Source organism: Streptomyces sp. NPDC048603 (genome assembly GCF_043199475.1).
Taxonomy (GTDB): domain Bacteria; phylum Actinomycetota; class Actinomycetes; order Streptomycetales; family Streptomycetaceae; genus Streptomyces.
This window is the reverse complement of sequence record NZ_JBICVY010000009.1, coordinates 117,650-137,145: the sequence shown is the minus strand read 5'-3', so window position 1 is coordinate 137,145 and position 19,496 is coordinate 117,650. Positions and strand designations below refer to the sequence as shown.

The following is a 19,496-nucleotide window of genomic DNA, read 5'->3' as shown; positions in this document are numbered from 1 at the left end:
GAGGCGGTCCGGCGCCTCGGTTTCAAAACCCGGTTTTGAAACCGGGCGGGGGAGAGGGCACAACGAGCGGCGGCCCGCCGCCTCCGGAGCGGGTGCTCCGGAGGCGGCGGGCCGCCGTTTTTCAAAACCCGGTTTTGAACTGTGTGCCGGTTACAGCTTCTGGAACCCCTACAGCTGGTCCAGCAGCAGTTCGGCCAGCCGCCGCCGGTAGTCGCCGTCCGTCAGCTCCTCAAGCCCCGCGACCAGGTCTTCCGGCCGGTCGGCCGTCTCCAGCAGCTCGGCCAGCAGGGGGAGTATCGGGACCACACCGGGCAGCACGGGCTCCGGCCCCGGAGTCTCGCTCCGGGGCTTGACCACCGGTGCCGACACCTGCTCGGGCACCGCCGCCGGTACGGGAGCAGCCGGAGCAGCCGGAGTCACGGGCACCGGGGGAGTGGCCGGGGCGGCGGGCGTCGCGGCAGCAGCCGGCTGCTCCGCGGACCCGGCCGCGGCCGGTTCCGGAACCGGCGTCGGTACCGGTGCCGGTGCCGGAACCGGGAAAGTGGCGGTCGGCCCGGCCGCCGGGGCGGCCTCGGCCGGGGAAGTGGCGGCGGCCGGCGCCGGCTTGGTCTTCGGCAGCTCCGCCTGGCGCTGGAGCTCGGCGAACTGGGCCCGCTGCTCCTCGTGGTCGGCCGTACGGGCGGCCAGCTCGCGTGCCGCCTTCAGCTTGAACACCCCGGCGTCCACCCGCCGCTGCAGTTCGGGGGCGAGCCGCAGCAGGGAAAGGCGGTGCGACACGTACATCTGCGACTTGCCGATGCGTGACGCGACCTTGTCCTGGGAGCCGTACCTCTCCACCAGGCCCTGCAGGAACGCGGCCTCCTTGCACGGCTCGATCGCCTTGCGGTGGATGTTCTCGATGATGACCGCTTCGTCGAGCAGCCCCTTGCCGTCACCGAGGTGGTCCTGCACCTTGATGTCGATCCGGGTCCAGCCGAGCTGACGGGCAGCGGCGAAACGGCGGTTGCCGTTCACCACGACCCAGTCCGCGCTGCCGACCGCCTTGGTGTGCTCCGGCTTGAGCCGCAGGAAGACCTCGCGGGAGACCACGACCACCGGCTGGAGCTGGCCCACCTCCTTGAGGGTGACCATCAGCTCCTCGAAGCCCGGGTCGCTGGTGCTGTACTCACCCTCCCGGCGCGGGTTGCCCGGGTTGCCGACGACGGTGTGCATCAGCGCACTGGTCGGCGGGGCCTTCGCCTCCGGCTCCGCGGACGAGGCGGAGGCGGAGGACTTCTCCCCGATCAGGCTCGCGAAGTTGGTGCGCTTGCTCATCGGCGCTTGGCCCCCGCCCCGATCTCGAGGGCGAGCTTGTAGAAGTCCTCACGGGCCTCCATCGCGACCCGGTTCTTCTTGTAGCGGGTGACGACGGTGCCCTCCACCGCGGCCCGGGCGTGCACCTTGTAGTGCCGGATCACGGTGTTGGCGAGGTTCCAGCCGCTGCCCTCGATGAACGCCCGGGTGTCCTCCAGGTCCGCGATGCCGTCCCGCGGGTCCCAGTTGTTGATCACCACCCAGTACGGCAGGCCGAGCGGCTTGACGACCTCTTCGATGGTGGTCTGGGTCGGGATGAAGCCGAGCGGCTCCGGCTCCACCGGGATGATCAGGTCGTCGGCGTTGGCGAGCACGGCCCGCATCGCGTCGGCTGCCGCGCTGTCACCGAACGGGTCGCCGGCCCGGCCGAGCTCGTCCTCCGGCAGGTCCATCCAGCCGGGGGTGTCGATGAACGCGTGCTTGACCTTGCGGGTCTTCTTGAGGTCGGGGAAGTAGGTGAGGTCCTTGCGCGACTTGGTCTGGATGAAGGAGAACGGCAGGTCGTCGCCGACCCGCTCGGACCACCAGGTCGCCGAGCCCTGCGGGTCGCTCGAAACGGCGACGACGTAGTCGGGCTCTCCGGGAGGGGCTTCACCGAGGACCTCGGCCGCGACGGCGGCCACGTTGACGGTGAGAGTCGATTTGCCGACTCCGCCCTTGCGGTTGATGACGGCAGTGATGCGTGCCATGAGTTGGTACTCCGTAGATTCCGTGTGCTTCCCGACCACATGAGGGCCGGTACTAGCGGACCGGGACAGCATTGCACGTCAAGAGCTTTTGCCGGAATCTCACACCACCGAATCCACACCGGAGTTCAAAACCCGGTTTTGATGATCTTGCAAAACGTCCGTATGTCCGGCGAACGGCACACCGGTTTCACCCCATCCCTCCCCACGGGCTTCAAACCCGGGTTTTGGTGATCATGGTCATGCGAGGCTGAACCGGTGGGTGCCGTCCGTGGGGACGGACCGGGAGGGAGTACGAAGTGCCGGACCACACGTGGGTAAAGCTGGAACTCGACGTGAAGACCTTTGATGCCTCGCGCTTCGCGACGTACGCGGAGCGCTGCCGGGAGGCGGGGATCCGGTTCACCACACTGGCAGATCTGGGCGATACGGCGGCGAACCGCCGGGCGGTCTACGAGCTGAACAAGGAGTGCTCCGCCGACATACCGGGCCGCGGCGCCTTCTACACGTTCGACGAGTATCTGGCCCAGCGGATCGAGACGCCCTCGTTTGACCCGCGTGGTGTGGTGATCGCCATTGACGGGGACATGTGGTGCGGCCTGTCGATGTCCTCGGACCGGCGCTCGGAAGGCTTCGTCTTCGTCGAGATGACCGGCGTCCGCCGCGACTACCGCGGCCGCGGCATCTCCCTCGCGATGAAGACGTACGGCATGGGCTTCGCCCACCTCTGCCGGGTGAACACGATCCGCACCGTCCACCACCCGGGCAACACCACCGCCATCGCGATGAACCGCCGGCTCGGCTACGTGGACGCCGACTGGAACTGAGCCCGTTCTTCAAAACCCGGTTTTGAAGAACGGGATCCGGAAGACGTCAGCTCCCCTCTGTCCCGCACGAGCGTTCAAGCCACTGCCTCTGCCCAGGGCGCATGCTGGACTCATCGCCTCAATCAGCGAAGGAACCGCAGCATGGCCGAGAACGCCTCGACATCACCGGCGAACCTCGACGAGACGGCGGCCTCCTACTTCGCCGAAGTCGGGTTGCACGGCCCGTTCACACGGCTCGGTGCATGAACACCCGCGGCCATCTGTCCAGGCCATGGGCCGCTTCCTGGGCACGGATGTCCCGCAGACCCGGGCCGAGCATGTCGTCGTCGAGCAGCTGGAAGCCGCAGCGCGCGTAGTAGGGAGCGTTCCACGGCACGTCGGCGAACGTCGTGAGGGTCAGGGTGAGAACGCCGTGGGCTGCCGCTCGCTCGGCGAGGTGATCCAGCAGCGACCGCCCGATGCCCCTGCGTGCGTTGTCAGGGTGCACCGACACCTGTTCGATGTGCAGGTGGCCGTCAACATGGTCCGCGATGAGATAGGCCACGGGAGCATCGTCCTCGTCGACCGCCACCCAGGCCAGCCCCGCCCGCTGGTACCGGGCGAGTTCATCGAGCGGCAGCGGATCGTCGTCTGCGATCTCGGGCATGTCGACGTCGCGGAAGCACCGTCCGGCCGCTCTCTCGATGTCCTGGAGCAAGGGCAGTTCTTCGATCCGGACCTCTCGAATGCGCATGGCCCCATTGTCCAGGGCTCGTGCTGTGGCCGGGGAGGTTTCCGGCTGCGTCGCCGCCGGGCGGCGGCCGGGATGTCTGCTCGGGGCCGCCAGCGTGCCGAGCGCGGCCCTGCGCTCGGGGTTGGCTCGGGGTGACTCGTCCGGGGCGGGGCGGGAGCCGTGGGGCGGTGGGGCGGTGGGAGCGGTACGGGCGGGTCAGTGTTCCGGGAGCGTTATTCCGAGTTCGCGCATCGCCGGGGACGGGGGGCCGGCCGAGCGCTGGGTCTTGTGGCCCGTCACACCCGGCGCCAGCGTCCGCGGGTCGATCGCCTCCGACGGGGAGCTGGAGGCGTAACTGCCGGCGGGCTGCTGGTCCCGGTCGTGGGGGAGCAGCCAGAAGACGCGGCGCAGGAACGTGCCGGAGACCCGGGACGCCTTGGCCGTGGAGGAGAGGGTGGCGTAGCCGACCATCCTGCCGTCCCGGTGGTACGGCGGACGGCCGCGGCGGCTCTGGAGCCGGTCGAGGGACTGGCGCACGTAGTCCAGCTCTTCGATCGGTTCCAGCCAGATGATTTCCGATTCGTGAGCGATCTGCTGGGGCTCGATGAGGGCGCTCACCGGACATCCTCCTCACCCTCGTCGGCCAGCAGGCCGATCCCGGGGTAGTACTTGCGCTGATTGGACGTCAGCATCTGCTTCGGGCTGGTCATGCCCACTGTTTCCCGGACCCGGGCCGCGAATGCGCGGGAGGTCACGGGGTTCGCCCCCTCGTCGATGCACCACTGGCGGTACGCCTGGTACATACGGCTTTGTTCCGCGCGCAGTTCGGGCCCGAGGGCGCACGCCTCGCCGATGAAACGGCCCATGTGATCCTCGGTCTCCGCGTACGCGGTCGTCGCGATGCGTACCCTCCCCGGTCCGGTCAGGTCCTTCTCGCCGCCCAGGTAACGGCGGGCGCCGTCGATCAGCCAGGCGAGAATTCCCGGCCCCTCCTCCTGTACCAGCGCATCGGCCAGATTGTCGACCTTCCGGTGGTCCGGGACCACCCGTTCGAACGGAATCAGCCGCATTCTCCGCCAGAAGGCGAAGCCTCCGGTACCCACCTCGGGCCGGTGGTTGCCCAGCAGCCACAGCTTGTGCGTCGGGTCGAAGGAGAAGAAGTCCTGCCGCATCCGGCGGGCCTTGATCCGGTCGCCACCCGTGAGCAGCTTGACCCGCGCCTCGTCGAAACGGTCGCCCGGCTTGAGCTCGGAGCAGACGATGACCCGCCGGCCGTGCAGTTCGGCGAGGTCGGTCGGGTGCCCCTCGAAGGGCTTGGCCATCAGGAAGCCGGGCGGGGCCGCGTCGGCGTAGTCGCCCAGCAGCTTCACCATGACGTCGAGGAGGACGGACTTGCCGTTCTTGCCCAGGCCGTACAGGAAGGGCATGATCTGCGCGCCGACGTCGCCGGTGATGGAGTACCCGAGCAGCAGGTGCAGGAAGCTGATCATCTCCGCGCCTTCGGCGTCCTCGCCGAAGGTGTCCCGGAGGAACGACTCCCACCGCCGGATCGGGATGGGCTCGGGCGCGACCGAGGTGGCCCGCGAGTGGTAGTGCTTCCCCGGGTCCGGTGCGCTCATCAGACCGGTACGGAGGTCCACCACCCCGCGCGGAGTGCAGAGCGCGTACGGGTCGGCGTCCAGCTGGGTGGCGTTGAGGACCATGCCGGGTGCCGACTTGGCCTGCAGCAGCATGGCCTTCATGCCGGCCGTGGAGAGTGCCCGGCGGCGGTGCTGGCGCAGGCTGGTGGTGGTGTACTCGCCGCTCGGGTCGTGCACCGACAGCTGCTCGGCCATCTCGCCGGCCGCCCAGACGACGGTGTCGTCCTCGTCGAGCTCCCAGCGGTGCCCGGCCCACTTGTACCAGCCGAGGCCCGGCACGTGCCGGTAATCCCGTCCGTAGAGGCGGACGAACAACTTGGCGTTGCCGCGGTCCGTGAGGCTGTCCGGGAGCAGCCCGTCGACGGTCGCCTGGGGGAAGCCGCCCGGCTGGGGCTGAGCGGGCAGCGGTGAGGGTCCGGCCGCGAGGATCTGCCGGGCGACGGCCACCGGGTCGAAGTCCCCCTGCGGGAAGGTCCCCGGGCCCGGGGGAGCGGCGGGTGCCGGACCCGCGGCCGGACCGGCTGGCGGACTCGCCGCCGGACTCACGGCCGGACCGGTACCGGGCCCCGGCACCGTGCCCGCCCGGTCGCCGAAACCGTCGCGGTTCTCGAAACCGTCGCGGCTTTTGAACCCCTCGAAACCGTCGAAGGTGTCGAACCCCTCGAAGTCGAACGGAGGCTGCGTCATCGGCGGCCTCCGGTGTACAGGGGCCTGCTCTGACCCGCCGTCATGCCGCCAGCGATGATCTGCCGGGCCCGCGCCTGCTGGCCCGGGCGTACGTGGTCGGCGACGTCCTGCAGGGCGCGCTCGCCCTCGGCGGCCCCCAGGTGCCCGGCGGCGACCAGTCCGCCCACCGTGTACGCGGCCCGGTTGAGCTTCTCCGAGAAACCGGCTCCCGCGGACTGCCGTCCGCACTCCGCGACTTCGGCCAGGACGGTGCTCAGGACGACGACAGCCCGCTCCCGGCCTCCTCCGGCTGCCTGGACGGCCTGCCGGGCACGGGAGGGCGTCACGGGCCGGGAGGCGGCCGCAGAGGACCGTCCCGCCGCCTGGGAGGTTCCTGGCGGGGGCTCTGCGGGCGCCAGGTGCCCCGTACGGATCAACTCCCCGGCCAGCCAGTCCGGGAGCTCTCCGGGGGTCCGGCAGGGGCCGACGGCCTCGTACCTGCCGGCCTCGGTCACCGTGCCGGGCGCGACGATGTACCCACCCTCGCCCCGTACGTCGACCTGCCAGGCCAGGGCCCGGCCGCGGCTGGACCCGGTGGAGCACAGCCAGGTGCGCCCCGTACCGGCCCGGTACCACAGGTGCAGTCCGCCGGACGGGGTCCGGACCCGCAGGGTGTTCTCGTCCGCCGCCGGGTTGGGGGCTCCGCGCAGTGCCGCCAGCACGCCGAGGGTGTGGAAGCCGTTGGCAAGACCCGTCAGGTCCACGGAGTCGGCGATGCCGATGCCCGGCAGGATCCGGTCCCTGGGCGGGACTTCGCCGCCGTGCGCGTCCACGTCGATGACCACGAGGCCGGCCGGGCCGGTGGCCACCCCGACGCCGAAGCCCGGATTGGGCCCCCACCAGGTATCGATGCGCGCCGGGTCGGTGGTGGCCGCGTGGAAGCCGTGGCACCAGCGCCCGACCGGGATGCACGGGCATCCCGCGGCGCGGTGACCGTCGGCGCGGCACAGCACGCAGTTCTTGGGCGGGGTCTTGAGCATCGGCGCGAGCGGATGCACCGGCCAGCCCTGCTCGGCGCACCAGCGGGCCACGGCCTGCGGGGCGGGAGTGGCGGAGACGGCCGTCATATGGCCACCCGCCGGTCGGCGGCAAGGGAGAGGAACCCCGCGACAGCGACGGAGACGGTCCACGAGTCGGGAACGGCCCATGAGTCGCTGCACGAAACCTGCAGCTCAGAGGGCATGTCCAACTCCAACAGCGACCGAAGCGACTCAAACTCAACTATGGGGCCGTCACACCCTAGCGGACGACGTGCCAAAGCGGACGGACCGGACCGGCGTGGCGAACGGGTGACGGCGGTCTTGACGGGAAGTCCCGCAGGGAAGTGGGCCTGTGCCGGGGCGTCCCCGCCCGCCCGCCGCACCCCACCCCCTTCTTCCTGCCAGGAGCAGGGTGCAGCGACCGGTAGCGACCGAGCAGCGACGGAACGTCCTGCGGAAAGCGACCGAGGACTTTCGGTCGCTGCTTCAGTCGCTGTGGAAAAAGCGCAGGTCAGAGCCGGTAGAAAAGATCAAACAGCGACTGAAGCGACTGAAGGCTCCTATCTATGACACGAATGCGCGCACGCGAATGTCTTCATATACCGGAACTTGAGTCGCTTGAGTCGCTGCCTGGCCCCTGTACCCCGTCTGACCTGCAGGAATACCCAGCGACTGAAGCAGCGACCGAACCGGCTGGGTCGCTTTTCCTTCAGTCGCTGCCGACCGGAGCCCCTCCCGCCAGGCGTCCGTGGAGCGACTGAAGCGACTCACGGTCCCGCCTGACGCGAGGTGACATAAACCAGCATATCAAACCGTCTGGTCTGTTTTTCAACTCCTCAGGGTGAGGGATGAGGCAGTCCGCACCCCCGTCGGCCCGCCCGGCTCAGGGAGTCGCGGCTCCACCCGATGCCCGGACCCGGACCCGGCCCTGGCGGCCCCGCCCCCGCCCCCAGGACGTCCAGCGCCTCCGGGGCCGCCAGGCAGGGCAGGACCACCCGCCAGAACCCCGTCAGGGAGCGGTGGGAGATCCACTCGGGATCGTCCCGGCCCAGCACCTCCAGTCCGGTGGTCGCGGCCACCACCACGGCGACCGCGTCCCGCAGGCTCACCCCCGGCAGCAGGGTCCCCTCCTCGGCGGCCTCGGCGAGCAGCAGTCCGACGTGCCGGCGCCACTCCCCGCGCAGGTCGCAGGAGGTTTCGAAGGCGGCCTCGCGGCCGAGCCGGAAGCCGGCCCGCACCACCTGGTCCGTCCTCAGTGCCTGGGCCAGCGCGTACGAGGTGTCCGTCAGCGCCTGCAGGCCGGACTTCCGCGCCGCGTAGACGTCGGCGGCCAACCCCCGCAGGGCCCGGGCGGCGGCCCCTTCGACGGCCAGGCCCACGGCCGCCTTGTTCTCGAAGTGGAAGTGCAGCGCACCGGCGCTCACCCCCGCTCCGGCACTGATCATGTTCAGCGTGGCCTCGGCGTATCCGCACGCGCCGAACGCCGCCGCTGCCGACTTGACCAGCGCGTGGCGGGTGCGCGCGGCCCGTTCCTGTTTGGTCACGGAGAGCTCCTGTGTGAGATCTTTACCCATTATTAAACCGCGCCGTTGGTATGGTTCTGGTGTCAGGTTGGCCGATTGGCCGAACGTTTGCCATCCCCCGGGCTGCATGCCCCCTGCAGGAACCCTGACTTCCGTTGCACTTAAGCGCCCTGTTTTGGGTCCGGTCCGGGGCGGCCGGCCCGCCGATCCCACGTTCGTTCGCCGCTCTTGCACCAGTTCATCCGCATATTCCGGGCGCCGAAAGACCCCATGACAAAAAACCGGGGCGTCTGTATCTTTACTGCCCGAGGGCGACCGATTCGATCACCCCTGGGGGGGGACATGCACAGCGCTGCAGTCATCGATTACTTACGACCCGACACCACCGAGCTGAATCCCGCTCCCTTCGAGCTCTGCCACCGAGTCCGGGCGGAGGACGCGTTCGCGATCGGCTGGACCGAGCTGGCGAAGGACCGTTTCCTCGTCCGTGCGGGCTGGCCGCCGAGCCACCCCTTCTTCGCTCCCCTCCACGGGGGCGTGCACGATCCGCTGCTGATCGTGGAAACCATGCGGCAGTCGACGATGGCGGTCCTCCACGCGGGATACGGCATCCCGCTCGACCACCACTTCCTGCTCACCGAGCTCGCGTACGTGTACCACCCGGAAGGGTTCGGGGTGAGTGGCACCGAGGACCTGGCCGACCTGGAGATCACGTTCTCCGATCTGACCTATCGCGGCCGGAATCTGTCACATCTGACCGTCGGCTGGGTGGTCCGCCGCGACGGCCGGACCGTCGCCACCGGAGGCGGCCAGGCCCGCCTCATCAGCCCCGGTGTCTACCGCAGGCTGCGCGGCGGCCGTGTCACACCGGTCACCTACCGCCCGCAGGCCCCCGCCGCGGACGCGTCCCTCGTGGGACGGTCCCGTACCGAGGACGTCCTCCTCTCCCCGACTCCGGTGGACGGACTGTGGGAGCTCCGCCCGGACACCGGGCACACCACTCTCTTCCAGCGCCCGGCCGATCACATCCCGGGCATGCTGCTCTTCGAGGCGGCCCGCCAGGCCGCCGCCGCGGCGGTCGCACCCGCTCCGTTCCTGCCGGCGCGCGGAAGCATCGTCTTCCACCAGTACGCCGAGTTCGACAGCCCCTGCCTCGTGGAAGCCATACCCGTCCCGACCGGGGCGCGGGGAACGGAAACCCTGCAGGTCACCGGTCACCAGGGTGGCGCCGAGCTGTTCCGCTGCACGTTCACGACGCCGCTGTCGTCCTGACGTCGCCCTTCTCCGCCGTCTCCGTACGGACGTTGCCGTCTGCCTGACACGCCCACCAGGGCGCAGCCTCCCCAAGAGAGACCGTTCGGACTGTTTTTGTAGACGATTCCAGAGATGTCATGCCCTTTGATGTCCGTAATTGGGCTGATTGTCGGCCCAATTACGGACCGCTTCCGGCCATTGGTCACTCTTTGACAAACCGACGGCGCGGTTTATATATTCTGTGACGTTGGCACGTTAGGTCATGAGACCCGAGCCCGATGAGTAGGGGGACAGATGAACCAGCGTTCGACCGCTGTGCTGGAGCCTCAGACAGCCTCGCCGCAGGGCGGACTGGTTCCATCGGCCACCGCAACCTGGCGGATCCTCCTCGTGGAGAACAGCTCCAGTGACGCGGAGACGCTCGCCCGGGGGCTCCGCCGACACGGGCACGAGGTCGACATCGTCGGCACCGGCGGCGAGGCCCTGCGGGCCTTCCCCGACGCGGACCTCGTCCTCCTCGACCTCGAACTCCCCGACCTCGACGGGCTGGAGGTCTGCCGCCGGATACGCACGGCCGGCGACACCCCGCTGATCGCCGTGACCGCCCGAGGCACCGAACTCGACCGGGTCCTGGGTCTCCAGGCCGGTGCGGACGACTACCTGGCCAAGCCCTACGGCTTCCGCGAGTTGATGGCCCGTATGGAGGCGGTGATGCGGCGGGCCCGGCCGGCCGCTCCGGTCGCCTCCACCATCACCTGCGGGCCGCTGCGGATCGACGCCGGCACCCGCGAGGTGAGCCTCGACGGCCGGGCCGTCGAGACCACCCGCAAGGAGTTCGACATGCTCTACCTCCTCGCGTCGCATCCGGGGACGGTCATTCCCCGCAAGATGCTCATGCAGCAGGTCTGGGGCGACTCCTGGTCCCGGCGGACGGTCGACACGCATGTCAGCACGCTCCGCAACAAGATCGGCGCGGAATGGATCATCACGATCCGCGGCGTCGGATTCCGTTTGGGCCAGGGCTGATCCCGCCGCCCGCACGGGCGCGCCGGACGGTCACCACAGGTCTGCGAGGGGGAAGCAGAACAATGACGACGAAGCTGTGCCAGGGGGAAGGATGCCGGCGCGACGACGCCGGCGGACGGGCGCGCCGCCGGACCGCAGTCGGCTCCCGGCTGTGCCGGTCCTGCCAGGGCCGCCTCACGGCGGGACTGGGCGAACTCGCCCACCTCTACGAGGAGTGCGGGACCGTGCTCGGCGGCGCCCGGCCCGACACCCTGCGCGAGAAGACCACCGGCGGCGTGCTGCCGGGCCTCCCCTTCAACGGGGAGGCGGCCGAGGTCCGCGCGCGGATGCTCTCCACCCTCGGCTCGTGGAGCGGGCTCGTCGCGCAGGCACGCGGGGTCACCCCGCCCCCGCGCACCGTCCCGCGGCTCACCGCGTTCCTGCTGCGCCACTCCCAGTGGCTCCTCGCGCACACCGCGGCGCCCGAGGCCTCCGAGGAGGTCGCCCGCCTGGTCCGGCAGGGACGCCGGGTGGCGTTCCCCGACCCCACCCGCAGGATCCGCCTGGGCTCCTGCCCGGAGGCCGGCTGTACGGGCACGCTCGAACTCGCCTTCCGTACGCACACCCGGGCGGTCAGCCCGGGGATCCAGTGCGACGCCGACGCCGAACACCACTGGGACAGCCGGCGCTGGAGCGAACTCAGCCTGGTCATGGACTCCGTCCCGGTGCAGGCCCCGCCGGGAGCCGACGAGGACGGCACCGACGGCACCGGCCGCCCCGCCCCCGCCCCCGCCACCGAGCGCTGGCTGAGCGCCGCCGGTATCGCGCAGCTGTGGCAGGCGCCGGTCGGCACGGTCTACCGGCTCGCCAGTGAGGAGCGCTGGCGCCGCAAGAGCCGCGCGGGGCGTACGTACTACAGCGAGAACGACGTCCGGGAGTCCTTCGGCCGCCGGGCCGCCAAACGCTGACCACCGCCCCGCGGTTGACCCGTTCCTGACATCCGCTTGGCGGTGATCCGACGCAGCCGACGTCTGCTTGTGGAACCTGACCAAGTCCTGAAATCTGCTCCATTGCCCGGGCGTCCGCGGTCGAAGAACCTTGAGAACAAGATCCGGTGCAGTGTCTCCGCAGGCCGCGTGGACCGACCGGTTCCCCGGCCACGGAGGGCACATGCCGACCACGCATGCACACCATGCACATCAGGCGCACCGGGCGGACAGGGCGGACAGGGCGGGCGTCCGCGCCGCCTCCGCGGAGGAGCGCCGGGTCATCGCGCGGGCGGCCCGCACCCTGTTCGCCCGCCGGGGCTGGACCCGTACCACCGTGGAGGCGGTCGCGGCCGAGGCCGGAGTCCCCGTCGACTCCGTCGAACGCTGCTTCCAGGACAAGGAACAGCTGCTGCTGGCCGTCCTGATGGAGAGCTCGGCCTTCGTGGCGGCGGCGCTCACCGCCATCGCCGAGGAGCACCTCGGCGACGTAGGCGACCTCACCGATACCGCCGACCTCGAATCCGAGCTCATCGCCCTCGGCCACGCCTGGCTGACGCCGCTGACCGCCTTCCGCGAGCACTTCGCCATCGTCCGGCACCTCAGCGCGGAGATCACCAGCCTGCCCGCGCAGGCCGCCGAGAAGTGGCAGTCGGCCGGGCCGAGACAGGCCCGCGGCGCACTGGCCCGCCGCCTCCGGCACGTCGCCGACCAGGGGCTGCTCGGCATCCCCGACGCCGACCAGGCCGCCGACCGGTTCATCCTGCTCGTTCCCTCGGGGGTGGTGCAGCGCTCCTTCCACGGGGCGGTGCCGCTCGGCCCCGAGGAGACCCATGCCCTGATCGCCGACGGTGTCGCCGACTTCATCCGCCTGTACGGCAGGCACACGTCCCGCTGAACCGCCCAGCCGCGGAACGCGCAGAGAACGCACGCGGAAAGAGAGTGGAGAAGATGCACAGCAACCTGATCGTGGCGCGGATGGACATCAGTTCGACCGCCGAAGTCGCCAAGTTGTTCGGCGAGTTCGACCAGACCGGCATGCCGCACCACATGGGCACCCTGCGGCGCAGGCTGTTCTCGTACCGGGGGCTGTACTTCCACCTGCAGGACTTCGCCCAGGACGACGGCGGCGAGCGGATCGAGGCCTCCCGCGAGGACCCGCGGTTCATGAAGATCTGCTACGACCTGCAGCCGTTCATCCAGCCGCTCGACCCGGCCACCTGGCGGCGGCCGGCCGACGCGATGGCCACCTGCTTCTACGACTGGTCGGCCTCGTCGTGAGGACACCGCTCCCGGCCCGCCGGGCAGTGATCACGGGAGTCGGGGTGCTGGCGCCGGGCGGCACGGGAACCGAGCGGTTCTGGAGCCTGCTCAGCGAAGGCCGTACGGCGACGCGCGGCATCACCCTCTTCGACCCCTCCCCGTTCCGTTCGCGGGTGGCCGCCGAGGTCGACTTCGACCCGCTGCTGCACGGGCTGACCCCGGGGGAGACCGGGCGGATGGACCGCGCCGCGCAGTTCGGCGTGGTCGCGGCACGCGCGGCGCTGGCCGACAGCGGCCTCGGGCCGGCGGACCTGGACCCGCACCGTACGGGCGTCAGCATCGGCACCGCGGCCGGCGCGGCCAGCGGACTCGACGCGGAGTACCGGGCGGCCCGCGACGGCGGCCGGACGTCCGGCCCGGTGCCCTGCACGGTGCCCGGCCAGGTGCCGGGCCCGTCGCCCGACGGGTCCGCGCCCGACCGGTCCGCGCCCGGCCGCCTGTACGACTTCCTGGTGCCGAGTTCCTTCTCCGCCGAGGTGGCCCGCGCGGTGGGAGCCGAGGGCCCGTCGGCGCTGGTGTCCACCGGGTGCACCGCCGGACTCGACGCGGTCGGCCACGCCGTGGACCTGATCCGCGAGGGCGCCGCCGACGTGATGGTCACCGGCGCCACGGACGCCCCCATCTCGCCGATCACCCTGGCCGCCTTCGACGCGATCAGGGCGACCACCTCCCTCAACGACGAGGCGGAGACCGCCTCCCGCCCCTTCGACGCGACCCGGGCCGGGTTCGTCCTCGGCGAGGGAGCGGCCGTGTTCGTGGTGGAGGAGCTGGCGGCCGCCCGCAGGCGCGGCGCCCGGATCTATGCCGAGATCGCCGGGTACGCCTCCCGCTGCAGCGCCTTCCACATGACCGGCCTGCGGCCCGAGGGACGGGAACTGGCCGAGGCCGTACGCGTCGCCCTCGACGGAGCCGGCCTGAACCCGGAATCGGTGGACTACGTCAACGCCCACGGGTCGGGGACCAGGCAGAACGACCGGCACGAGACGGCCGCGCTGAAGCTCGCCCTCGGCGAGCACGCCTACCGCACCCCGGTGAGTTCCATCAAGTCGATGGTGGGGCACTCGCTCGGCGCGATCGGCTCCATCGAGATCGCGGCCTCCGTGCTGGCGATGGAGCACCACGTCGTACCGCCCACCGCGAACCTGCGCACCCCGGACCCGGAGTGCGACCTCGACTACGTCCCGCTCGTCGCGCGCGAGCACCGCACCGACACGGTCCTGACCGTCGGCAGCGGGTTCGGTGGCTTCCAGAGCGCGATGGTGCTGGCCCGCCCCGACAGGAGCACGCTATGACGACGTCCAGGACCCTGGTGACCGGCATCGGTGTGGCCACGCCCCACGGCCTCGGCGTGGAGGACTTCTGGGCGGCGGTCCGGATCGGCAAGAACGCCATCGGGCCGGTCACCCGCTTCGAGGCCCCGGACGGTCAGGTCCCGCTGGCCGGCGAGATCCACGGCTTCGAGCCCCGGGACCACCTGCCGGGCACGCTGGTCCCGCAGACCGACCGGATGACCCAGCTGGCCCTGGCCACCGCCGACCGCGCGTTCGCGGACGCCCGCGTACGGCCCGGTGACCTGGACGGGTACGAGGCGGGCGTGGTCACCGCCGCCGGTGCCGGCGGCTTCGAGTTCGGCGAGAACGGGCTCGGCAAGCTGTGGGACCAGGGGCGCAAGTACGTCAGCGCGTACCACTCCTTCGCCGTGTTCCACGCCGTGAACAGCGGCCAGATCGCCATCCGCCACGACCTGCGCGGCCCCACCGGAGTGCTCGTCGGCGACGAGGCGGGCGGACTCGACGCCATCGCCCACGCCCGTCGGCAGATCCGCAAGGGCAGCCGGCTGGTCGCCACCGGTGGTTTCGACGCCTTCCTCAGCCCGTGGGCGCGGGCGGCCCGGCAGGCCACCGGCCTGCTGTCCACCGGTGACGACCCGGACCGGGCGTACCGGCCGTTCGACGCCGGCGCCCGGGGCCACGTGCCGGGGGAGGGAGGCGCGCTCATGATCCTCGAGGACGAGGAGAGCGCCTGGTCCCGCGATGCCCCGACGGTGTACGGGGAGATCGCCGGCCACGCCTCGACGACGGACCCGGAGCCGGGCAGCGGGCGCGAGCCGGGCCTCCGCCGCGCCATCGAGCTGGCCCTCGCCGACGCCGCCTGCGACCGGGCCGAGGTGGACGTGGTCTTCGCCGACGGGGCCGGGACCCCCGAACTCGACCGCGCGGAGGCCGAGGCCGTCCACGCGGTGTTCGGTCCGCGCGGGGTGCCGGTGACCGTGCCCAAGACGACGATCGGACGGCTCTGTTCGGGGGCCGCGCCGGTGGACGTGGTCACCGCGCTCCTGGCGATGCGCGAAGGACTGATCCCACCCACCGCGAACGTGGAACAACCGGCCCCCGAGTACGAGCTCGACCTGGTCGCCGGGCGGCCGCGGACCGCCTCGGTGCGGACCGCCCTGGTGCTGGCGCGCGGCCGTGGCGGCTTCAACTCCGCCCTGGTGCTGCGCTCCCTCGACGACTGACCCCTCCGGCTCCCGGCCGGAGCCCCGCGCGCCGCTGTCCGCACTCCGGGGCAGCGGCGCGTCCGGCTTTCCGGGCAGCCCCCTCCGCAGCGGATTCCCCTGGACGAGGAAGACCTCATGACCACACCTGTGATGTCACAGACGTACGAGACCGAGACGGGCGCGGTGGTGGAGATCCACGTGCCCGACCTCGGCGTGCTGAACTCCGTCGGCCCCGCCGAACGCACCCGCATCCTGGAGCAGTACGTCCGGGAGGAGCTGGGCCGGGTCCTCGGCATCCTCCCGGACGAGGTCGACACCACGGGCCGCCCGATGGGCTGCCTCGGCATCGGCTCGATCTCCGGCATCGAACTCCAGTACCGCATGGAGGGGAGGCTGGGCGTCGACCTGAACCTGCAGCGGCTGCTGCTGGCCAACAGCGCCCAGGAGCTCATCGACTGCCTGGCCGGGCAGTTCGGGCCGGACGCCGCGGACCACCGCCGAGGGGCTCCGGTGCCCGCATGAGCACGACCGCACTGCTGCCCCAGGCCCCCACCGTGGTCAACCACGAGCACCTGGCACCGCCGACCTTCACCCTGGCCCCGGGCCGGGCCGACATGTGGCTGATCCGCCGGCCGACCGGCGAAGCCGCCGAGAACCTCGCCCGGGAGGAGCTCGACGACCGGGAACGCGAGCGCGCCGACGCGTTCATCCGCCCCTCCGACGGGCTGCTCTACGCCGCCGCCCACGTGGCGCTGCGCCGCATCGTGGCCCGCTACACCGCGAAGGCGCCGCAGGACGTGCTGTTCATGCGCGAGCCCTGCCCCGGCTGCGGGGAGTCGCACGGCCGTCCGGCCGTGGCCCCGCCGCCCCCGCCGCTGCACTTCTCCCTCTCCCACAGCGGCGGCATCGCCCTGGTGGGCGTGGCCACCGAGCCGTTGGGGGTGGACGTGGAGAAGCTCCCCGGCGCGGAGACCGTCGACATCTGCTCGAAGGCACTGCACCCCGGCGAGCAGGCCGAACTGGCCGCCACCGGGGCGGGGGAGGACCGGCGCCAGCTGTTCGGCCGGATCTGGACCCGCAAGGAGGCCTACCTCAAGGGCCTGGGCACCGGCCTGAGCCGGCCGCCCTCCGAGGACTACCTCGGCACCGACGCGGCCCGTCACCCCGAGAACTGGACCATGGTCGGCCTGCCCTGCGCACCGACCCATGCCGCCGCGGCCGCCGTGCGCGGCCCCGCCCCGGAATCCGTCGACGTCCGCTGGGTCCCCGACGCCTGGCTGACGTCCGGTCCCGGGGCGGGCGACGCCGTGTTCGCCGCTGCTCCTGCTCCTGCTCCTGCCTCTGCCCCTGCCCCTGCCCCTGCCCCTGCCCCTGCCCCTGCTCCTCCTGTCCCTGCCCCGCCCCGCCCCTGACGTGACGTGACGAAAGGACAAGACCGGATGATCCGCACCGCCTTCGTCTTCCCGGGCCAGGGCTCCCAGCGCCCCGGCATGGGCAGGGGACCGGCCGCCCTGCGGCCGGACCTGGTGCCCGCCTACTACCGCACCGCCGACGACCTCCTCGGCATCCCCCTGTCCCGGCTCTGCTGCGAGGGCTCGGCCGAGGACCTCGCCGATCCCGCGGTGATGCAGCCCGCGGTCTTCCTGACGAGCCTGGTCACCCTCGAATGGCTGCGCAGCGAGGGCGTGGAGCCCGACGCGGTGGCCGGACACAGCCTCGGCGAGTACACCGCTCTGGTCGCCGCCGGGGTACTGGACTGGACCGAGGCACTGTGGCTGGTCCGGCTGCGCGGCGAGCTCGTCGCCACCGTCGGCGACCGGATCCCCTTCGCCACGGCCGCCGTGATCGGCCTCGACCGCGCCCGGCTGGTCCGGATGTGCGCGCAGGCCACCGCGATCACCGGCCGGACCGTGGAGGTGGCCGGGGACAACGAGCCCCGCCAGACGGTGGTCTCGGGCCAGGCCGCGGCGGTCGCGCACGTGGCGCAGGCGGCCCGGGCCGCCGGGGCGCTGAGGGTGACCGACCTGAAGACCGGAGGCCCGTTCCATTCCAGCCTGCTGCGCGGCATCGAGGCCGAGTTCACCGAGGCCCTGATCGCCACCGACTTCCGCAACCCGCGCGTCCCGCTGGTCTCCAGCGTCACCGGCGGCCGGATCACCACCGCCGCGGAGGCCGTGGTCGCCCTCCGCAGCCAGCTCACCAGCGAGGTGCGGTGGACGGAGACCGTGCAGGTGCTGGCCGCATCCGGCAGCCGGCACTTCGTGGAGGTCGGCCCCGGCCAGGTGCTCGGCCAGCTGGTCCGCCGCATCGTGCCCGGCGTGAAGGTCCATGCCACCCATACGTCCGCACACCGCGCGGAGGCCGTGAACTCCCTCGCCGCCACAGCCGTCTGATCCCGACCCACGGAGAGTGCACGACACATGCCCACCCCACCGGACACCATCCACCACCGCGTCGAGGAGCTGCACCGGATCAAGGAGTCGGCGCGGGACGGCGACCAGGCCGCCACCGAGCGCCAGCATGCGAAGGGCAAGCTCACCGCGCACGAGCGCATCCTGCTGCTGCTGGACAAGGGATCGTTCCACGAGGTCGAGCCGCTGCGCAGACACCGGGCCACCGGCTTCGGCCTGGAGGCGAAGCGGCCGAACGGTGACGGCGTCGTCACCGGCTGGGGCACCGTCCACGGCCGGACCGTCTTCGTCTACGCGCACGACTTCCGGATCTTCGGCGGGGCGCTCGGCGAGGCGCACGCCGAGAAGATCCACAAGATCATGGACCTGGCGGAGAACTCCGGTGCCCCACTGGTGTCGCTCAACGACGGCGCGGGCGCCCGGATCCAGGAGGGCGTCACCGCGCTGGCCGGGTACGGGGGCATCTTCCGCCGCAACACCCGCGCCTCCGGAGTGATCCCGCAGATCTCCGTGATGCTCGGCCCGTGCGCCGGCGGGGCCGCGTACTCCCCGGCGCTGACCGACTTCGTCTTCATGGTGCGGGACACCTCGCAGATGTTCATCACCGGCCCGGACGTGGTGCGCGCGGTCACCGGCGAGGAGATCTCCCAGAACGGGCTCGGCGGAGCCGACGTGCACGCCTCGGCCTCCGGCGTGGCGCACTTCGCGTACGACGACGAGGAGCACTGCATCGAGGACGTACGCCACCTGCTGTCCCTGCTGCCGGCCAACAACCGCGAGCTCGCACCGGCCGAGCTCTCCGGCGATCCGGCCGGGCGGCGCAACGAGTCCCTGCTGGACCTGGTGCCGGCCGAGGCGGGACGGGCGTACGACATCCGGGCGGTGATCGAGGAGGTCGTCGACGACGGCGACCACTTCGAGGTGCACCCGGCGTGGGCGCCGAACCTGGTCTGCTCCCTGGCCCGGCTCGACGGGCAGACCGTCGGCATCGTCGCCAACAACCCCGCTGCGATGGCCGGGGTACTGGACATCGAGGCCTCGGAGAAGGGCGCGCGGTTCGTCCAGTTCTGCGACGCCTTCAACATCCCGCTGGTGACTCTGGTGGACGTACCCGGCTTCCTGCCGGGCGTGGACCAGGAGCACAACGGCATCATCCGGCGCGGGGCGAAACTGCTGTACGCGTACTGCAACGCGACCGTGCCGCGGATCTCGCTGGTGCTGCGCAAGGCGTACGGCGGCGCGTACATCGTCATGGACTCCCGGTCGATCGGCGCCGACCTCTCCTTCGCCTGGCCCACCAACGAGATCGCCGTGATGGGCGCGGAGGGTGCGGCGAACGTGGTGTTCCGGCGCGAGATCAACGCCGCCGACGACCCCGAGGCCGTCCGTGCCGAGCGCATCGCCGAGTACAAGGCCGAGCTGATGCACCCGTACTACGCGGCCGAGCGCGGCCTGATCGACGACGTGATCGACCCGGCCGACACCCGCTCCGTGCTCATCGGGTCGCTGCGGATGCTGCGCGCCAAGCACGCCGACCTGCCCTCCCGCAAGCACGGCAACCCCCCGCAGTGAG

At 71.4% G+C, this 19,496-nt stretch carries 19 protein-coding genes; 12 read left to right on the top strand and 7 right to left on the bottom strand.

Annotated features, from left to right (window positions below; all coding sequences use genetic code 11):
• Positions 1-168: 168 nt before the first annotated feature.
• Together ACGFQ9_RS23340 and ACGFQ9_RS23335 are read right to left on the bottom strand one after the other, a co-directional pair.
• Positions 169-1,314 (bottom strand): ParB/RepB/Spo0J family partition protein, encoded by a 1,146-nt coding sequence (locus tag ACGFQ9_RS23340; protein WP_393576201.1) that lies wholly within the window; start codon positions 1,312-1,314, stop codon positions 169-171.
• Positions 1,311-2,042, bottom strand: a complete 732-nt coding sequence (locus ACGFQ9_RS23335) for a ParA family protein (RefSeq protein WP_393576199.1) — start codon at positions 2,040-2,042, stop codon at positions 1,311-1,313. Before ACGFQ9_RS23335 ends, ACGFQ9_RS23340 begins: the two co-directional genes overlap by 4 nt.
• 296 nt (positions 2,043-2,338) lie before the next feature.
• Here ACGFQ9_RS23335 and ACGFQ9_RS23330 point away from each other — a divergent pair, with 296 nt between their 5' ends.
• On the top strand, positions 2,339-2,866 hold the full coding sequence (locus ACGFQ9_RS23330) for a GNAT family N-acetyltransferase (RefSeq protein WP_393576198.1): 528 nt from the start codon (positions 2,339-2,341) through the stop codon (positions 2,864-2,866).
• A gap of 226 nt (positions 2,867-3,092) precedes the next feature.
• Here the strand turns inward: ACGFQ9_RS23330 and ACGFQ9_RS23325 are convergent, their stop codons facing one another.
• From ACGFQ9_RS23325 to ACGFQ9_RS23305, 5 genes are all read right to left on the bottom strand, one after another.
• Entirely contained in the window at positions 3,093-3,599 is a 507-nt protein-coding gene (locus ACGFQ9_RS23325; protein ID WP_393576196.1) for a GNAT family N-acetyltransferase, read from the bottom strand.
• A 195-nt stretch (positions 3,600-3,794) separates the two neighbouring features.
• A complete protein-coding gene (locus ACGFQ9_RS23320; protein ID WP_393576194.1) occupies positions 3,795-4,196 on the bottom strand; it encodes a DUF6009 family protein in 402 nt (133 codons plus the stop codon).
• Complete coding sequence (locus tag ACGFQ9_RS23315) at positions 4,193-5,905, bottom strand: phage/plasmid primase, P4 family (protein WP_393576193.1); 1,713 nt, start codon at positions 5,903-5,905, stop codon at positions 4,193-4,195. Before ACGFQ9_RS23315 ends, ACGFQ9_RS23320 begins: the two co-directional genes overlap by 4 nt.
• Positions 5,902-7,011 (bottom strand): bifunctional DNA primase/polymerase, encoded by a 1,110-nt coding sequence (locus tag ACGFQ9_RS23310; protein ID WP_393576192.1) that lies wholly within the window; start codon positions 7,009-7,011, stop codon positions 5,902-5,904. Before ACGFQ9_RS23310 ends, ACGFQ9_RS23315 begins: the two co-directional genes overlap by 4 nt.
• Positions 7,012-7,760: 749 nt before the next feature.
• Positions 7,761-8,468 (bottom strand): ScbR family autoregulator-binding transcription factor, encoded by a 708-nt coding sequence (locus ACGFQ9_RS23305; RefSeq protein WP_393576190.1) that lies wholly within the window; start codon positions 8,466-8,468, stop codon positions 7,761-7,763.
• A gap of 321 nt (positions 8,469-8,789) precedes the next feature.
• Here ACGFQ9_RS23305 and ACGFQ9_RS23300 point away from each other — a divergent pair, with 321 nt between their 5' ends.
• The 11 genes from ACGFQ9_RS23300 to ACGFQ9_RS23250 all read left to right on the top strand — a co-directional run bounded on the left by ACGFQ9_RS23300 (position 8,790) and on the right by ACGFQ9_RS23250 (position 19,495).
• The gene (locus ACGFQ9_RS23300; RefSeq protein WP_393576188.1) at positions 8,790-9,719 is read left to right on the top strand and encodes a ScbA/BarX family gamma-butyrolactone biosynthesis protein; all 930 of its coding nucleotides are present in this window, start codon (positions 8,790-8,792) and stop codon (positions 9,717-9,719) included.
• Positions 9,720-9,995: 276 nt separating this feature from the next.
• On the top strand, positions 9,996-10,727 hold the full coding sequence (locus ACGFQ9_RS23295; RefSeq protein ID WP_393576187.1) for a response regulator transcription factor: 732 nt from the start codon (positions 9,996-9,998) through the stop codon (positions 10,725-10,727).
• 62 nt (positions 10,728-10,789) lie between these two features.
• Complete coding sequence (locus ACGFQ9_RS23290) at positions 10,790-11,674, top strand: hypothetical protein (protein WP_393576186.1); 885 nt, start codon at positions 10,790-10,792, stop codon at positions 11,672-11,674.
• Between the two features lie 202 nt (positions 11,675-11,876).
• A complete protein-coding gene (locus ACGFQ9_RS23285) occupies positions 11,877-12,590 on the top strand; it encodes a TetR/AcrR family transcriptional regulator (RefSeq protein ID WP_393576185.1) in 714 nt (237 codons plus the stop codon).
• 53 nt (positions 12,591-12,643) lie between these two features.
• The gene (locus ACGFQ9_RS23280) at positions 12,644-12,973 is read left to right on the top strand and encodes a TcmI family type II polyketide cyclase (protein ID WP_393576184.1); all 330 of its coding nucleotides are present in this window, start codon (positions 12,644-12,646) and stop codon (positions 12,971-12,973) included.
• Entirely contained in the window at positions 12,970-14,307 is a 1,338-nt protein-coding gene (locus ACGFQ9_RS23275; protein WP_393576183.1) for a beta-ketoacyl-[acyl-carrier-protein] synthase family protein, read from the top strand. The genes ACGFQ9_RS23280 and ACGFQ9_RS23275 overlap by 4 nt, the downstream gene beginning before the upstream one ends.
• The gene (locus ACGFQ9_RS23270) at positions 14,304-15,530 is read left to right on the top strand and encodes a ketosynthase chain-length factor (protein ID WP_393576182.1); all 1,227 of its coding nucleotides are present in this window, start codon (positions 14,304-14,306) and stop codon (positions 15,528-15,530) included. Before ACGFQ9_RS23275 ends, ACGFQ9_RS23270 begins: the two co-directional genes overlap by 4 nt.
• A 117-nt stretch (positions 15,531-15,647) precedes the next feature.
• Positions 15,648-16,034 carry an acyl carrier protein gene (locus ACGFQ9_RS23265; RefSeq protein WP_393576180.1) on the top strand — a complete coding sequence of 129 codons (387 nt, stop codon included), beginning with the start codon at positions 15,648-15,650 and terminating at the stop codon, positions 16,032-16,034.
• Positions 16,031-16,924, top strand: a complete 894-nt coding sequence (locus tag ACGFQ9_RS23260) for a 4'-phosphopantetheinyl transferase family protein (RefSeq protein ID WP_393576179.1) — start codon at positions 16,031-16,033, stop codon at positions 16,922-16,924. Before ACGFQ9_RS23265 ends, ACGFQ9_RS23260 begins: the two co-directional genes overlap by 4 nt.
• Positions 16,925-16,951: 27 nt before the next feature.
• Positions 16,952-17,905: an ACP S-malonyltransferase gene (locus ACGFQ9_RS23255; RefSeq protein WP_393576178.1), complete on the top strand. Its 954-nt coding sequence runs from the start codon at positions 16,952-16,954 to the stop codon at positions 17,903-17,905.
• A gap of 27 nt (positions 17,906-17,932) precedes the next feature.
• Entirely contained in the window at positions 17,933-19,495 is a 1,563-nt protein-coding gene (locus tag ACGFQ9_RS23250; RefSeq protein WP_393576177.1) for an acyl-CoA carboxylase subunit beta, read from the top strand.
• Position 19,496: the final 1 nt, after the last annotated feature.

Coding starts and splice junctions, on each gene's coding strand:
- ACGFQ9_RS23315 (WP_393576193.1), bottom strand. CDS start 5,905: ATGACGCAGCCTCCGTTCGACTTCGAGGGGTTCGACACCTTCGACGGT.
- ACGFQ9_RS23250 (WP_393576177.1), top strand. CDS start 17,933: ATGCCCACCCCACCGGACACCATCCACCACCGCGTCGAGGAGCTGCAC.
- ACGFQ9_RS23265 (WP_393576180.1), top strand. CDS start 15,648: ATGACCACACCTGTGATGTCACAGACGTACGAGACCGAGACGGGCGCG.
- ACGFQ9_RS23270 (WP_393576182.1), top strand. CDS start 14,304: ATGACGACGTCCAGGACCCTGGTGACCGGCATCGGTGTGGCCACGCCC.
- ACGFQ9_RS23255 (WP_393576178.1), top strand. CDS start 16,952: ATGATCCGCACCGCCTTCGTCTTCCCGGGCCAGGGCTCCCAGCGCCCC.
- ACGFQ9_RS23325 (WP_393576196.1), bottom strand. CDS start 3,599: ATGCGCATTCGAGAGGTCCGGATCGAAGAACTGCCCTTGCTCCAGGAC.
- ACGFQ9_RS23335 (WP_393576199.1), bottom strand. CDS start 2,042: ATGGCACGCATCACTGCCGTCATCAACCGCAAGGGCGGAGTCGGCAAA.
- ACGFQ9_RS23260 (WP_393576179.1), top strand. CDS start 16,031: ATGAGCACGACCGCACTGCTGCCCCAGGCCCCCACCGTGGTCAACCAC.
- ACGFQ9_RS23290 (WP_393576186.1), top strand. CDS start 10,790: ATGACGACGAAGCTGTGCCAGGGGGAAGGATGCCGGCGCGACGACGCC.
- ACGFQ9_RS23340 (WP_393576201.1), bottom strand. CDS start 1,314: ATGAGCAAGCGCACCAACTTCGCGAGCCTGATCGGGGAGAAGTCCTCC.
- ACGFQ9_RS23300 (WP_393576188.1), top strand. CDS start 8,790: ATGCACAGCGCTGCAGTCATCGATTACTTACGACCCGACACCACCGAG.
- ACGFQ9_RS23295 (WP_393576187.1), top strand. CDS start 9,996: ATGAACCAGCGTTCGACCGCTGTGCTGGAGCCTCAGACAGCCTCGCCG.
- ACGFQ9_RS23285 (WP_393576185.1), top strand. CDS start 11,877: ATGCCGACCACGCATGCACACCATGCACATCAGGCGCACCGGGCGGAC.
- ACGFQ9_RS23310 (WP_393576192.1), bottom strand. CDS start 7,011: ATGACGGCCGTCTCCGCCACTCCCGCCCCGCAGGCCGTGGCCCGCTGG.
- ACGFQ9_RS23280 (WP_393576184.1), top strand. CDS start 12,644: ATGCACAGCAACCTGATCGTGGCGCGGATGGACATCAGTTCGACCGCC.